Genomic DNA, 13,833 nt, shown 5'->3' with positions numbered 1-13,833 from the left:
ATGGGACAAATTCATGCGACAACGATATTTGCGGTTCATCATAATGGAGCTTGCGCTATGGCAGGTGATGGTCAAGTAACCCTAGGGAATGCAGTTGTGATGAAGGGTACAGCAAGGAAGGTCAGACGTCTGTTTAATGGGCAGGTACTTGCCGGATTCGCCGGATCAGTTGCCGATGCTTTTACACTTTTTGAAATGTTTGAAGGAAAGTTAAATGAATACAATGGCAACTTACAACGTGCAGCGGTTGAAGTAGCTAAGCAATGGCGCGGTGATAAAATGCTACGTCAGTTAGAGGCCATGCTACTTGTAATGGATAAAAGTACGCTCCTTCTTGTTTCGGGTACGGGAGAAGTAATTGAACCGGATGATGGAGTATTGGCAATTGGTTCTGGGGGTAATTATGCATTATCAGCAGGTCGTGCTCTGAAAAAATATGCGGGTGATATAATGTCTGCTCGCGAAATTGCAGAAGCGGCATTAGAGACTGCTGCTGAAATCTGTGTGTTTACGAATCATAATATTATCGTGGAGGCGCTTAACTAATGACAAAAAATAATTTAACGCCAAGACAAATTACTGAGCATTTGGATCGTTATATCGTTGGACAAAATGAAGCGAAGCGAGCGGTGGCTATTGCGTTACGTAATCGATATCGTCGTTCACTGTTAAGTGATGAGATGAAGGCTGAGGTAATTCCGAAAAATATTTTGATGATTGGACCTACAGGTGTCGGAAAAACAGAAATTGCACGAAGAATTGCAAAGCTAACGAATGCACCATTTGTGAAGGTAGAAGCAACAAAGTTTACAGAAGTAGGGTACGTTGGACGTGACGTAGAGTCAATGGTACGTGATGTAGTAGAAGCTTCTCATCGTCTTGTAAAAGAAGAAATGATGGAGTCTGTAAAGGACCAAGCAGAAGAATTAGCAAACGAAGCCATCGTTAAGCTATTGGTTCCTTCCTTACGAAAAAAACAGTCTATGCAAAATCCATTTGAAATGTTATTTGGTGGGAAAGAACCGCAAGCCAATGACGATTCCTCTGAAGAAACTGAAGTACGCTCCAAACGTGCGCAAATCGCTATCGATTTACGTAATGGTAAATTAGAAAATGAATGGGTTACAGTTGAAGTAACGGAACAAAATCCTTCTATTTTCGATGCGTTACAAGGAACTGGCATGGATATGTCAGCTAACAATGGCATGCAGGATATGTTATCTAATTTGATGCCTAAAAAGCAAAAGAAACGCCGTGTACAAGTGAAAGACGCGCGCCGTATTTTAACAATCGAAGAAGCGAATAAGCTCATAGATGCAGATGAGGTTGCCCAAGAAGCTATTTCAAGAGCTGAACAGTCAGGTATTATTTTTATTGATGAGATTGATAAAATCGCTAGTAAGGATGGTAACTCCTCTGCGAATGTATCACGTGAGGGTGTGCAACGTGATATTCTGCCAATCGTTGAAGGTTCTACTGTAACGACGAAGTACGGTGCTGTAAAGACAGACTTTATGCTGTTCATTGCTGCTGGAGCATTTCATATGTCAAAGCCATCAGATTTAATTCCTGAATTGCAAGGCCGATTCCCGATTCGAGTAGAGCTTGAAAAATTAACGAAGCAAGATTTTGTACGTATTTTGAAAGAGCCAGACCAATCACTTATTTTGCAATACAAGGCATTATTAGAAACAGAAGGCGTGGAAATAAACTTTACGGAAGACGCGATTGAACGAATTGCAGAAATTGCAACCGAGGTCAATCAAGCAACTGATAATATTGGAGCTCGACGTTTACACACAATTTTAGAACGTTTATTGGAAGAATTATCGTTTGAGGCTGCAGAAATTGCGCCTGCAAATATTCCAATTAATGCTGCATATGTAGATCAAAAACTTGCGGGTATAGTAAAAAACAAAGATTTGTCACAGTTTATATTGTAAGATAAGGCTGAATAGTTTCATTCAGTTGTAAAAAACTTTAGAATATTAAGTAAATACTCTTCGGATTATTTATAGGAGGAACATATAATGAATTTATTAGAAAAAACGCGTAAAATTAACTCGATGCTCCAAGCATCTGCTGGTAAGCCAGTAAACTTTAAAGAAATGGCAGATACATTAGGAGATATTATAGACAGTAATGTTTATATTGTTAGCCGTAAAGGGAAGCTTTTAGGCATTTCAATTCATCAACAAATTGAAAACGAACGTATGAAAAAGATGTTTGAAGAGCGTCAATTCCCAGAAGCGTATACACATAGCTTGTTTACAATTTCTGAAACATCTTCAAACTTAGATATTAATGACGAACATACTGCTTTCCCAGTTGAAAACAAAGAGCTATTCCAAAATGCATTAACAACGATTGTTCCGATTGTTGGTGGTGGTGAGCGTCTAGGTACATTAATCCTTGCTCGTTTATCTTCACAATTCGAGGATGATGATTTAATTTTAGCTGAGTATGGTGCAACAGTAGTTGGTATGGAAATTTTACGTGAAAAATCTGAGGAAATTGAAGAGGAAGCTCGTAGCAAAGCTGTTGTACAAATGGCAATTAATTCTCTTTCATACAGTGAGTTAGAAGCTATTGAACATATCTTTGAAGAGCTTGACGGCCATGAAGGCTTACTTGTTGCTTCAAAAATTGCAGACCGAGTTGGCATTACACGTTCAGTTATCGTAAACGCATTACGTAAACTAGAATCTGCAGGTGTAATCGAATCTCGCTCTCTAGGTATGAAAGGTACTTATATTAAAGTACTAAACGGTAAATTCTTAAACGCATTAGCTGAAATTAAAATGAAATAATAATAAAACGTTCTTCGGGAACGGTGTCAGGCATCTGGAATGAATTTTCCAGATGCCTTTTAACTTCTTTCAGCAGGTTCCAAACACCCGCTGAAATAGAGGAACTCAGTCTAAGAACGCCACGTCCTGTGGCAACGACTGGGTGACCAACTTCGTGTTGGCCTAAAGCCTCCGGCGGATGTCACGGAATCGGAAAGGAGTCCTTAGAGGATTTTAGGCTAACTGACCTGGCTACGCTTTCGCACAAAAAGACATCTTACCACTGACGCTACGCTTTCGCGCAGATAAAACAGTGCTGAAGTTTCTTTTTATAACTATAAATTAGAGTGATGTGCCAGAAGATACACGCTTTGTGAAGTGGTTGATTGGAGACTTCTTGAGGATCAGCGGTAGAGGAACGAAGGCTAAAACCATCACGTCCTGTGATAACGCCTTCGTGACCAACTTTGTGTTGGCTCTAGCCCCTGCAGCGAAGCGGCTCATCGAACGTCCCCGGGAAGCTTTGCTCTGTGCGAAAGCGTAGCGACAGCAACAACAAAGCGCCCAGCCGGAACGGAAATCAACCGCTAGTTTTGCCTGAAGAGCCATACTCTATTTAATATGACACCTAAAATTCATTAGTAACATGAAGGCATCTGGAATAATTGTGTTCCGGATGCCTTTTTGAACTTTATCGTAGTTCGACAAGAATTCGACGAATTTTTCAGCTGATTTACCATGCTCTAATTAAGTCGAACTATGATATAGTACTAAATAGGGGGGAGAAATAATCTATTTTTTAATCCTTTCCCTCATCTCCTATAGGTATGTTTTCGACCCTTATAGAAGCAATTATCATTGCTTTCTCCCTAAACTAGATTTTTCGAGTTCACGTTACTTTTTGCATAAATGAAAAAAATAGATGCTTCAATTGTTACTTATAAGACAGTCTAGAATAACTATTCTGAATTTTTGGCATTTTTCCCATCATGGACATAAATAGTAAAAAGGAACTCTAATTTAGACATTGTGTCTACTGATATTTTGTTAAAAAAAGGAAAAAACTCAATCCTAAAACCGTAAACACTGTCTAAGTAGTGTAAATTAACTAGATGTATATTGTGACCCGTGAAGCCTGTAGTAGTAAGGGGTGCAGAAGTATTGTCCTGGTTATTCGTGAATAAAAATGGGTCGTATATACTATTAAAAAGGGACAAAAGACAATAGACACTAGGTATCATCTTAATTACAATTGTGTTATTGGATAAAAAATGAAATACATAAATGAGGTGAATGTTTTGGATTTGTTTGGAGGAACTATTAGTAGCCTGGAAAACGGACTTTCCTATGCAACTTTGAATCATAAAACAATCGCTAATAACATTGCGAATGTCGATACGCCGAATTATAAGGCGAAAAGCGTAAGTTTTAAGGATATGTTGGCGAAAGAACAACAAATGTCAATTTCGGCATATCGTACTGATAGTAGACATTATGATTTCGAGATTCGACAATCAACACCAGGCGTGAATAATGTGGATGGCTTACGTTATCGAAATAACGGTAATGCCGTTGATATGGATGCTGAACAGGCGAAACTAGCGAAAAATCAAATTTATTACAACGCATTAATTGAACGTATGAACGGTAAGTTAAATACTCTAAATACTGTCATAAAAGGAGGTAAGTAATAGATGTCTATTTTTCATGGAATGAATACCACTGCCTCAGCTTTAACAGCACAGCGTTTACGAATGGATGTCATTTCTTCAAATATGTCAAACATGGATTCAACGCGATCTAAACAAGTGAATGGGCAGTGGGAACCATACCGCCGGAAGTCTGTGACACTTACAGCGCAAGAGGGACAGTTTTCAAAGTTCTTTAATGTAGCACTTGGTAAAGACGCAAAAAGCGGCGTTGGTAACGGCGTAAAAGTTACACAAATAAAAGAGGATACAGAAACACCCTTCAAACTTGTGTATGATCCAACTCATCCCGATGCAAATGCAGATGGCTATGTAAATATGCCAAATGTAGATCCATTAAAAGAAATGGTAGATTTAATGTCAGCTACTCGTTCCTACGAGGCAAACGTAACTGTATTTAATGCAAATAAATCCATGCTGACAAAGGCTTTAGAGATTGGAAGATAAATAAGAAGAAAGGAAGATACATAATGACAATTTCGTCCGTTTCACAAATGACACCTACGCAGGTTGTAAATGAAACAAATAAACTTAAAACGACACCTTATGAAGCACAACAGAGCTTTGCGAACTCGTTAAAAGAAGCAATATCAAAAGTAAATGATCAACAAATTACTTCTGATAATCTTACTCAAAAGTTAATTAATGGTGGAGATGTAGAGTTGCACGAAGTGATGATTGCATCACAAAAAGCGAGCATTACATTAAATGCAACAATTGAAGTTCGCAATAAGGTGATTGAAGCTTACCAAGAAATAATGCGAATGAGTGTCTAACTTTATTTGAACAAGTGATTACATTCACTATTGAAGTAAAGAAAATATCCCATAATTAGGTAGAGGATTCCTAAGTGGATTACGTTACAGATAATACCATTGAGCGAGACAGTAGGGAACGAAGGTTAAAAGCATCACGTCATGTGATGATGCCTTCGTGACCAACATACTGATTGTCCCAAGTGACTCATCGGATGCTCCTAGGAAAAAGCCTAATCGAAACGGAAATCAACCTGTAATGGTGATGATAATAATGGAATGTTATGGGATGCCACTGTTTTCGCGAATTATTAGATGGATAGGTTATTCACTATAACCGGAGGATCATAATGAATGAACGATTGACGAAAATAAAAAACGACACCAGCCAATTTTGGACAAGTCGTAGCAAAAAACAAAAAATTGTGATGATTAGTTCAGTGTTAGGAATTATAGCACTTGCTACCGTTATTACAATTTTCGCTACAAAAACTACATATGTACCACTTTATAAGGATTTATCGACAAGAGAAATCGGACAAGTGAAGGGAGCGCTAGACACTAAAGGTGTAAAGTATGAAATTGAACCGGGAGGGACATCGATTTCAGTCCCTGAAGACCAAGTAGATTCATTGCTAGTGCAATTGGCATCGGAAGGATATCCGCAATCAGGATCGATTGATTACTCTTTTGCAAATAGCTCTGGGTTTGGTATGACAGATAATGAGTTTAACCTATTAAAAAAAGCAGCGACTGAAACAGAAATTGCGAAGCTCATTAAAAATCTAGATGGTGTAAAAGATGCAAAGGTAATGATCAATGTTCCAGAAGAGGGAGTTTTCTTAAAGGATGTTAAAGAAGAAGCGACAGCATCTATTGTTTTGAATACTGATCCTGGCTATAAATTTACAGAGCAACAAATTGCCACTATGTACAATTTAGTAGCAAAAAGTGTTCCGAATTTAAACACGGATAACATTGTTATTTCTAACCAATTCTCCGAGTACTTTGATCTACATGCTGCAACTGCTGATGGAACTTCAACAACGACAGCTGAAGGTCAGCTACAAGCGAAGAAATTGGTTGAGCGCGACCTACAGCGACAAGTTCAAAGTATGCTAGGTACGCTTATGGGACAAGACAAAGTAGTAGTTTCTGTGACAACAGACATTGATTTCAAAAAAGAAAATCGTGAAGAAAAACTAGTTACGCCGGTTGACGAAGAGAATATGGCGGGAATAGAAATTAGTGCTCAACGTATTACAGAGCAATATTCTGGAGGGGCTGCAGCTACTGGTACACCTGAAGCTGAAACGACGACAGATAACTTCACAACTTATAACGAAGGTGTAAATGGTAATGGAGAATCCGAACGTAAAGAAGAAACAATTAATAATGAAGTAAATCGTATACGCAAAGAAATCCAAGAGGCACCATATAAAGTTCAAGATATGGGTATCCAAGTAATCGTTGAACCGCCGACAGCAACTGACGCAGGAACGTTACCAGATGGGGTTCGTGAGGATATCCAGAAAATTTTAAGTACTATTGTTCGTACGACGATTTCTAAAGATGTAGCAGCAGAACTTACTCAAGATCAAATCGATGAAAAAGTAGCTGTTTCAGTGCATCCTTTAAATGGTAAAGCAACAGAGACAGCTAGCGAAAAATCTGTTATTCCATGGTGGGTTTGGGTAATCGGCGGCATATTACTAGCTGTAATATTATTGCTTGCATTCTTCATTATCCGTTCACGTAAACGTGCGCAGGAAGAAGAAGAACTTAGTATCCTAGATGAACAAGAAGAACTAATGATTGAAGATATTAATGAAGAAATTGAAACGGAAGCTACAATGCGTCGTAAACAGCTTGAAAAAATGGCAAAAGATAAGCCAGACGATTTTGCGAAGTTACTGCGTAGTTGGATTGCGGAAGACTAACTAGGAGGTTCGACTGTGTCCAAGAAAGATAAAGAATTAACTGGAAAACAAAAGGCCGCGCTCTTGTTAATCTCATTAGGGCCTGAGGTTTCAGCTTCTGTTTATAAACATTTAACAGAAGAGGAAATTGAACGCTTAACATTAGAGATTTCAAGCGTTAAAAAAGTAGAAGCAAACGTTAAAGAAGAAATTATTGAAGAATTCCACAATATTGCGCTTGCGCAAGACTATATTACACAGGGTGGTATTGGCTACGCGAAGACAGTATTGGAAAAAGCGCTTGGTGTAGAACAGGCGCAAACAATTATTAATCGTCTAACATCTTCTTTACAAGTGCGTCCGTTTGACTTTGCGCGTAGAGCTGATCCAGCACAGATTTTTAACTTTATTCAAAATGAACATCCACAAACAATTGCCCTTATTCTCTCTTATTTAGAGGCAGGGCAAGCGGGTGTTATTTTATCTTCATTACCACAGGAAGTACAAGCTGATATTGCTAAACGTATAGCCGTAATGGAATCAACTTCTCCAGAAGTTATTAGTGAAATTGAATCTGTATTAGAGCGTAAATTATCATCAACTGTTACACAGGATTACACGGAAACGGGCGGCATTGACGCAGTTGTTGAAGTGTTAAATGGTGTAGACCGACAAACTGAAAAAACGATTCTCGATGCACTCGAAATTCAAGATCCAGAGCTTGCTGAAGAAATCAAAAAACGTATGTTTGTATTCGAGGATATTGTTACGCTCGACAATCGCTCAATTCAACGTGTTATTCGTGATTGTGAAAATGAAGACTTACTGCTTTCAATGAAAGTTTCAAGCGAAGAAGTAAAAGATATTATTTTCCGCAATATGTCACAACGTATGGCTGAGACATTTAAGGAAGAAATGGAAATTATGGGACCTGTACGTCTGCGTGATGTAGAGGAAGCACAATCTCGAATTGTTGCTGTCATTCGTCGCTTAGAGGATGCTGGTGAGATTATTATTGCACGTGGTGGAGGAGATGACGTCATTGTCTAGAATCATCCGTTCTGTATATACACAGTCCAATGGCGATCATGTCAAAAAGATTCAAATTCGTGATATGTTTGAGATGCAAGAGGTAGAGAACGGAGAAGTTCCACCTCAAAAACAAATTACTATCGAAGAAGTGCTAGAAGAGCGCGAACGTTTACTTGCAGAGACTAGAGCAATTTTACAGGCTGAACGTGAGGCTTTTGAACAAGAAAAGCAAATGTTCTTTCAAGAAATTGAACATTTAAAGCAAGGTTGGGAAGAAGAACGACCTAATCGAGTGCAAGAAGCTTATGATGAAGGATTTGGTCAAGGCTATGAGGACGGGATAAACAAAGCTAATGAAGCGATGGCACAATCTCTCCAAACGGCCAATGAAATAATCATTCATGCGGGGGAAAACGCTCGGAAATATATTGAAGATCAGGAATCGATTATTTTAGAGTTAGGCTTAACTGCAGCAGAGCGAATTATTAATGCATCTTTAGAGCGAGACAACGAATTATTTGTTTCGATCGTTCATAGAGGACTTAAAGAAGCGAGAGAAATGAAAGAAATAAAAATTTACGTTACACCTACCTACTATGCTTTAATTACTGCTAATCGGGATGAACTAGCTGAAATGTTCCCAACTGACGTACCATTTATGATTTTTGTAAATGAGGAGTTAGAACATGAAACAGATTGTTATATTGAAACAAATCATGGCCGGATTGTTGTAAGTATTGATGAGCAATTAAACGAACTAAGATTGAAGCTATATGAAATATTAGAAAGTAAGGAATGATCTAGATGAAAACGGCTCAATTAATCGAACAAATACCTCAAATACCAACCTTTAAAAAATTTGGTAGAGTAACTAGAGTTGTCGGCTTGATGATTGAGTCACAAGGTCCAGATAGTTCCATTGGTGATGTCTGTAAAATTCATGTGGAAACTTCCAAAAACGGTCATCAAATCATCTTAGCAGAGGTTGTAGGCTTCAAAGATGAAATTGTCGTCTTAATGCCTTTTACTTCTCTACGAGAAATATCAATTGGCTGCCTAGTCGAAGGTACAGGGGCACCACTTGAGGTAAAAGTAGGCCCCGAGCTAATCGGTAAAGTACTTGATTCTATGGGAAATCCAATAGATGGAACTTTATTACCGAAAGGATTAATGACAGTTCCGACAGAGCAGGACCCACCCAATCCACTAACGCGCCCACCTATTAATGAAAGACTTGAAGTAGGTGTTAAAGCAATTGATGGCATGCTAACAGTGGGTAATGGACAACGTGTTGGTATTTTCGCTGGTTCTGGGGTCGGGAAAAGTACATTGCTCGGTATGATTGCGCGAAATACCCAAGCAGATTTAAACGTAATTGCGCTAATTGGAGAGCGTGGTCGTGAGGTTCGGGAGTTTATAGAGCGTGATTTAGGACCAGAGGGTTTAAGTCGGTCAATAGTAGTAGCTGCTACTTCTGATCAGCCTGCACTAATGCGAATTAAAGGAGCCTTTACCGCAACAGCGATTGCCGAATATTTTAGAAATCGCGGCTTAAATGTCATGTTGATGATGGACTCTGTGACCCGTGTTGCCATGGCGCAGCGTGAAATCGGTCTTGCGACAGGTGAACCACCAGCTCAAAAAGGTTATACACCATCTGTATTTGCCATTTTACCTAAACTATTAGAACGCACAGGTACTAATGAGAAAGGCTCTATTACTGCCTTTTATACAGTGTTAGTAGATGGTGATGATATGAATGAGCCAATAGCAGATACGGTGCGAGGGATTTTAGATGGACATATAGTGCTTGATCGAAACCTTGCCAATAAAGGTCAATATCCAGCTATTAATGTCTTAAAAAGTGTCAGCCGTTTGATGAATCATGTGGCAGAGCCAGAGCACAAAAAGGCAGCAGAACGATTAAGAGAGCTCTACTATACATATGACAAGTCAGAGGATTTAATTAATATCGGTGCCTATAAGACAGGAACATCAAAGGAAATTGATGAAGCTATTTACTATGAACCTCTCATTACCGCTTATTTAAAGCAGGGCTATTTAGATAAGGTGACCCTTGAGGAAAGTAAGAATGAGTTAATTTCATTATCGAACGGTGGTGGAAAATAGGGTGGTAAGCTATATATATCGTTTTGAAAAAGTGTTAACCATTCGAGAGCAGGAAAAAAATGAAACAGAAATTGCCTATAAAGAATCAGTACGTTCTTTTGAAGAAATAGCGACTAAGCTATTTGAGTTGTTAAAAAAGAAAGAAGATTTAATAGAGTTTCAGCAGGAACGTTTAGCTGTAGGTTCATCAATAGAGGAAGTTCATCATTATGCACGGTTTATTGATAGCCTCGAAAAAACAATTGCTGATGTACAGCAGAAAGTTGTTCAAGCTCGTGCAAAAATGAATTGGCACGAAGAAAAATTATTAGAAAAAAACTTGGAAGTACGTAAATTTGAAAAAATGCGAGAAAAAGATTTTAAAGTATTTCAGCAGGAACAGGATCGTATCGAAGGCATTTTTTTAGATGAGATATCATCACTTACGTATAACAAGAGAGAAATCAGGTGATTTCATGGCGAAAACAGACAATAGACTTAAAGCAGAATTAGTAGAACAACCGCCTAAACGTAAATCAGGAGGCTTGCGAAAGTTTTTTACGTGGTTTGTAATACCTATCATGTTTGTAGCGGCAGTTCTACTTGTTGTTGCAACCCTTATGAATACGAATGTCTTTGATTTAGGGAAGAAGGCAGTCCAAAGCCTACCATTCGTTCCTTCAGAAGAACAACAAGCAAAAGATGCTGTCGTTAATAATGATTCAAAAGTTGTAAAGTTACAGGCCGAAATACAAGAAAAAGAAGCAGAAATCGTACAGCTTCAAAAAAAGATGGATACGGCAACGACTGAAAAAGAAAAGTTAACGACAGAAAATGAACAGCTGAATTTTGAAATTGAAAAATTAAATAGGGAGCAAAGTGACGTAAAGCGTGACTTTACTGATATTTTAAAAACATTTGATAAAATGTCCCCTAAAGCAGCAGCGCCAGTTCTTATTAAAATGAGCGATACTGAAGCACTGCGTATTTTAACAAACTTAAAACCAGATAAATTAGCTGCGATTTTAGAAAAAATGGATCCACAAAATGCTGCTAAATATACAGAAATGATGGCTAAACAATAAGGAAATATGAAGGGAGGTGAAAAAATGGATGTGGCAATGATGCAAATGATGTCTAAGGCTATGCCAGCTAAAACTGCGGCTGCAAAACCTACAACATCAGGCGATTCCAATATTAAAGCAAATGGACCGTCGAACAAGTTTGGGTCTGTTTTTGGACAGATTATTTCTTCTTCAAATCAAATGCAGCAGCCTACACAGTCAACAGACACAAAAGATACCTCTGATTTGACAGCTGTTTTAAATGCTGAATCTATAGAAGACGTACTAGACTTACTGGATATTCCACACGACGATGGCTTGTTAATGCTTCAAATTGGTGATGAAGGCAAAGCTGTTGCAATAGATGAAATGTTAAATCTTGATAACTTAATGGATGCATTGGGGATTGATACCGAGCAACTTCAACAATTAGTACAACAGTTGCTAGGAGAAGATAAAGAAGCAAAAGATGTATGGGAGCTTTTAGCAATAGTAGACGCTCAGGCACCAATGCTTCAAACGCAAATCGTAGCAGCTTTACAAGGCGAAGGACAAGTGACTCCAAAGGAAGCAGCGCCATTACTTCAAGTGTTAAAGTTAGCACAATTAGTTGGACAAAAAACGGACTTAACAGCATCACAAGAAAACTTACTAACTGACATAAAAAGTCTTTTGACAACGATTCAAACACAAGTAGAAACGACTCTATCTGAACAGCAAGTAACAACTAAAACAACAGTAACGCTTCCGTTGCAAGGCTTCCAGAAAGTAGTTCAACAAGTTCAGGTTACAAAGCAGACAGACACAAGTGCTAATGAAATGGTGACTTCTAATACAGTCCAAACAAAAGCAGACACGTTCCAAGTGACACTGCCAGCTGCAAAACCAGCACAGTCTGAGGCATTTTTGAAAGAGATGCAGGCAATCATCAATAAAGCCCAAATCTCAAATGCACAAGGTATTACACGCCTATCTTTGAAATTGTATCCGGAAAATCTAGGAACAATACGTATCGAGCTTGTGCAAAATGACGGTGTCCTGACAGCACGACTACTGGCTTCTACGGCTCATGGACGTGAATTACTTGATAGTCAGGCACATCAATTAAAGCAAGCCTTTGTACAGCAAAATATTCAAGTTGATCGTCTCGATATTGCTCAATCATTGCAAGACGCAGATCGCCAACAACGCGACCAAAGCTTCTTCAATAATTTCTTCAAGCAACAACAGCAAGAAGAGCAAGAGCAAAAAAACGACGATGAAGATGAAGGTAAATCATTTAGTGACTATTTAATAAATGAGGAGGTGTAAAGATGGCAGATGCGACGACTAATACAAAACCAGTAAATACAAATGTAACGGATGAACTTTATTATTCCAATTATAAGAAGCCAACGAAGCAGACGGGTAATAGTGATCTTGGAAAGGATGCCTTCTTAAAATTATTAATTACTCAATTACAACACCAAGATCCAACAAATCCAATGGATGACCGAGAGTTTATTTCTCAAATGGCACAGTTCTCTTCTTTAGAACAAATGCAAAATATGACAAAAGCGATGGAATCATTACTTGCCTCACAGCAACAAACACAACTTATGAGTTATACAACATTTGTTGGTAAGGAAATACAATGGCACGAAGTAACAGATAAGCTAGACGAAAAAAACAAACCTATTATTAATGAAGGAACAGGCACAATTAAATCAGTGAAGTTTGTAGATGGTGAACCGGTGTTTGTACTAACTGATGGTAAGGAATTAGCTCCTGGTAATATCTCAGCTATTTTAGGCGGTTCAAGTGAAAATGTAGTAACAGAATCTCCACTTGTACAAGCAAGCAAACTAATTGGTAAAAATGTTAAGTATATGGACGGCGAGCAAGAACTACAAGGACGTATCGTTTCTGTAACAACAAAAGATGGTGTTACTCATTATGTCTTAGACAATGACAAAAAATTAACAGATAAAGAATTTACCGTAATAAGCGAATAAAGGTGGAGAAGAATGATGGATAAGTTTTCAATACATCGTGTACCATTGCATCCATCTATTCGCCAGACACAATCTAAGCCAATAAACTCACAGCAATCGTTTAAAGCTCATTTACAAGAAGCTACCAATCAACAAGAGTTAAAAGTGAGCAAGCATGCCCATGAACGTATTATGGAGCGTAAAATAGCGATTTCTGAACAAGAATGGCAGGCTGTTTCAGACAAGGTATTTGAAGCACACTCAAAAGGTGTCAAACAACCATTAGTCTTGATGGATCAAGCAGCTTTAATCGTCAGTGCTAAAAACGCAACTGTCATTACAGCGATGGACCGCACGGAAGCAAAGCAGCAAATATTTACAAATATTGATGGCACAATAGTGCTATAAGGGCTGGACCTTTGAAAGGAAGCCTAGGTGTGCTGATTGATAGAGGCACACAATATAAATGAAGGGAGAACGACA

The 13,833-nt window shown here is 38.4% G+C and carries 16 protein-coding genes; 15 read left to right on the top strand and 1 reads right to left on the bottom strand.

Annotation, left to right across the window (positions count from 1 at the left end):
• From hslV to codY, 3 genes are all read left to right on the top strand, one after another.
• Nucleotides 1–546: an ATP-dependent protease subunit HslV gene (gene hslV, locus ACYQ73_RS03145; protein WP_460011103.1), complete on the top strand. Its 546-nt coding sequence runs from the start codon at nucleotides 1–3 to the stop codon at nucleotides 544–546.
• Nucleotides 546–1,943, top strand: coding sequence for an ATP-dependent protease ATPase subunit HslU (gene hslU / locus ACYQ73_RS03140; protein WP_460011102.1), 1,398 nt, complete (start codon nucleotides 546–548; stop codon nucleotides 1,941–1,943). Before hslV ends, hslU begins: the two co-directional genes overlap by 1 nt.
• Before the next feature lie 87 nt (nucleotides 1,944–2,030).
• The gene (codY, locus tag ACYQ73_RS03135) at nucleotides 2,031–2,810 is read left to right on the top strand and encodes a GTP-sensing pleiotropic transcriptional regulator CodY (protein ID WP_132357446.1); all 780 of its coding nucleotides are present in this window, start codon (nucleotides 2,031–2,033) and stop codon (nucleotides 2,808–2,810) included.
• Nucleotides 2,811–3,131: 321 nt separating this feature from the next.
• Here the strand turns inward: codY and ACYQ73_RS03130 are convergent, their stop codons facing one another.
• Complete coding sequence (locus ACYQ73_RS03130) at nucleotides 3,132–3,293, bottom strand: hypothetical protein (protein ID WP_460011101.1); 162 nt, start codon at nucleotides 3,291–3,293, stop codon at nucleotides 3,132–3,134.
• A 794-nt stretch (nucleotides 3,294–4,087) separates the two neighbouring features.
• Between ACYQ73_RS03130 and flgB the strand changes: the two genes are divergently transcribed.
• The 12 genes from flgB to ACYQ73_RS03070 all read left to right on the top strand — a co-directional run bounded on the left by flgB (nucleotide 4,088) and on the right by ACYQ73_RS03070 (nucleotide 13,758).
• On the top strand, nucleotides 4,088–4,480 hold the full coding sequence (gene flgB, locus ACYQ73_RS03125; protein WP_460011100.1) for a flagellar basal body rod protein FlgB: 393 nt from the start codon (nucleotides 4,088–4,090) through the stop codon (nucleotides 4,478–4,480).
• A gap of 3 nt (nucleotides 4,481–4,483) precedes the next feature.
• Nucleotides 4,484–4,945, top strand: a complete 462-nt coding sequence (flgC, locus tag ACYQ73_RS03120; RefSeq protein ID WP_460011099.1) for a flagellar basal body rod protein FlgC — start codon at nucleotides 4,484–4,486, stop codon at nucleotides 4,943–4,945.
• Nucleotides 4,946–4,968: 23 nt separating this feature from the next.
• Nucleotides 4,969–5,274, top strand: coding sequence for a flagellar hook-basal body complex protein FliE (gene fliE / locus ACYQ73_RS03115; protein ID WP_132357443.1), 306 nt, complete (start codon nucleotides 4,969–4,971; stop codon nucleotides 5,272–5,274).
• 329 nt (nucleotides 5,275–5,603) lie between these two features.
• On the top strand, nucleotides 5,604–7,193 hold the full coding sequence (gene fliF, locus ACYQ73_RS03110) for a flagellar basal-body MS-ring/collar protein FliF (RefSeq protein WP_460011098.1): 1,590 nt from the start codon (nucleotides 5,604–5,606) through the stop codon (nucleotides 7,191–7,193).
• Nucleotides 7,194–7,208: 15 nt separating this feature from the next.
• On the top strand, nucleotides 7,209–8,222 hold the full coding sequence (fliG, locus tag ACYQ73_RS03105; protein ID WP_053594207.1) for a flagellar motor switch protein FliG: 1,014 nt from the start codon (nucleotides 7,209–7,211) through the stop codon (nucleotides 8,220–8,222).
• Nucleotides 8,215–9,003 (top strand): flagellar assembly protein FliH, encoded by a 789-nt coding sequence (gene fliH / locus ACYQ73_RS03100; protein WP_460011097.1) that lies wholly within the window; start codon nucleotides 8,215–8,217, stop codon nucleotides 9,001–9,003. The genes fliG and fliH overlap by 8 nt, the downstream gene beginning before the upstream one ends.
• A 5-nt stretch (nucleotides 9,004–9,008) precedes the next feature.
• The gene (gene fliI, locus ACYQ73_RS03095; RefSeq protein ID WP_460011096.1) at nucleotides 9,009–10,334 is read left to right on the top strand and encodes a flagellar protein export ATPase FliI; all 1,326 of its coding nucleotides are present in this window, start codon (nucleotides 9,009–9,011) and stop codon (nucleotides 10,332–10,334) included.
• A gap of 1 nt (nucleotide 10,335) precedes the next feature.
• On the top strand, nucleotides 10,336–10,785 hold the full coding sequence (fliJ, locus tag ACYQ73_RS03090; RefSeq protein WP_100543936.1) for a flagellar export protein FliJ: 450 nt from the start codon (nucleotides 10,336–10,338) through the stop codon (nucleotides 10,783–10,785).
• Nucleotides 10,786–10,789: 4 nt separating this feature from the next.
• Nucleotides 10,790–11,398: a MotE family protein gene (locus ACYQ73_RS03085; RefSeq protein WP_460011510.1), complete on the top strand. Its 609-nt coding sequence runs from the start codon at nucleotides 10,790–10,792 to the stop codon at nucleotides 11,396–11,398.
• Nucleotides 11,399–11,422: 24 nt separating this feature from the next.
• A complete protein-coding gene (locus ACYQ73_RS03080) occupies nucleotides 11,423–12,688 on the top strand; it encodes a flagellar hook-length control protein FliK (protein WP_460011095.1) in 1,266 nt (421 codons plus the stop codon).
• Between the two features lie 2 nt (nucleotides 12,689–12,690).
• Nucleotides 12,691–13,371 carry a flagellar hook assembly protein FlgD gene (gene flgD, locus ACYQ73_RS03075; protein ID WP_460011094.1) on the top strand — a complete coding sequence of 227 codons (681 nt, stop codon included), beginning with the start codon at nucleotides 12,691–12,693 and terminating at the stop codon, nucleotides 13,369–13,371.
• 15 nt (nucleotides 13,372–13,386) lie between these two features.
• Complete coding sequence (locus ACYQ73_RS03070) at nucleotides 13,387–13,758, top strand: TIGR02530 family flagellar biosynthesis protein (RefSeq protein WP_134018946.1); 372 nt, start codon at nucleotides 13,387–13,389, stop codon at nucleotides 13,756–13,758.
• Nucleotides 13,759–13,833: the final 75 nt, after the last annotated feature.

The sequence above is a fragment of the Lysinibacillus sp. CTST325 genome, assembly GCF_054665055.1.
The sequence above is the reverse complement of the archived record's forward strand: the minus strand, read 5'-3'. Positions and strand labels throughout refer to the sequence as shown.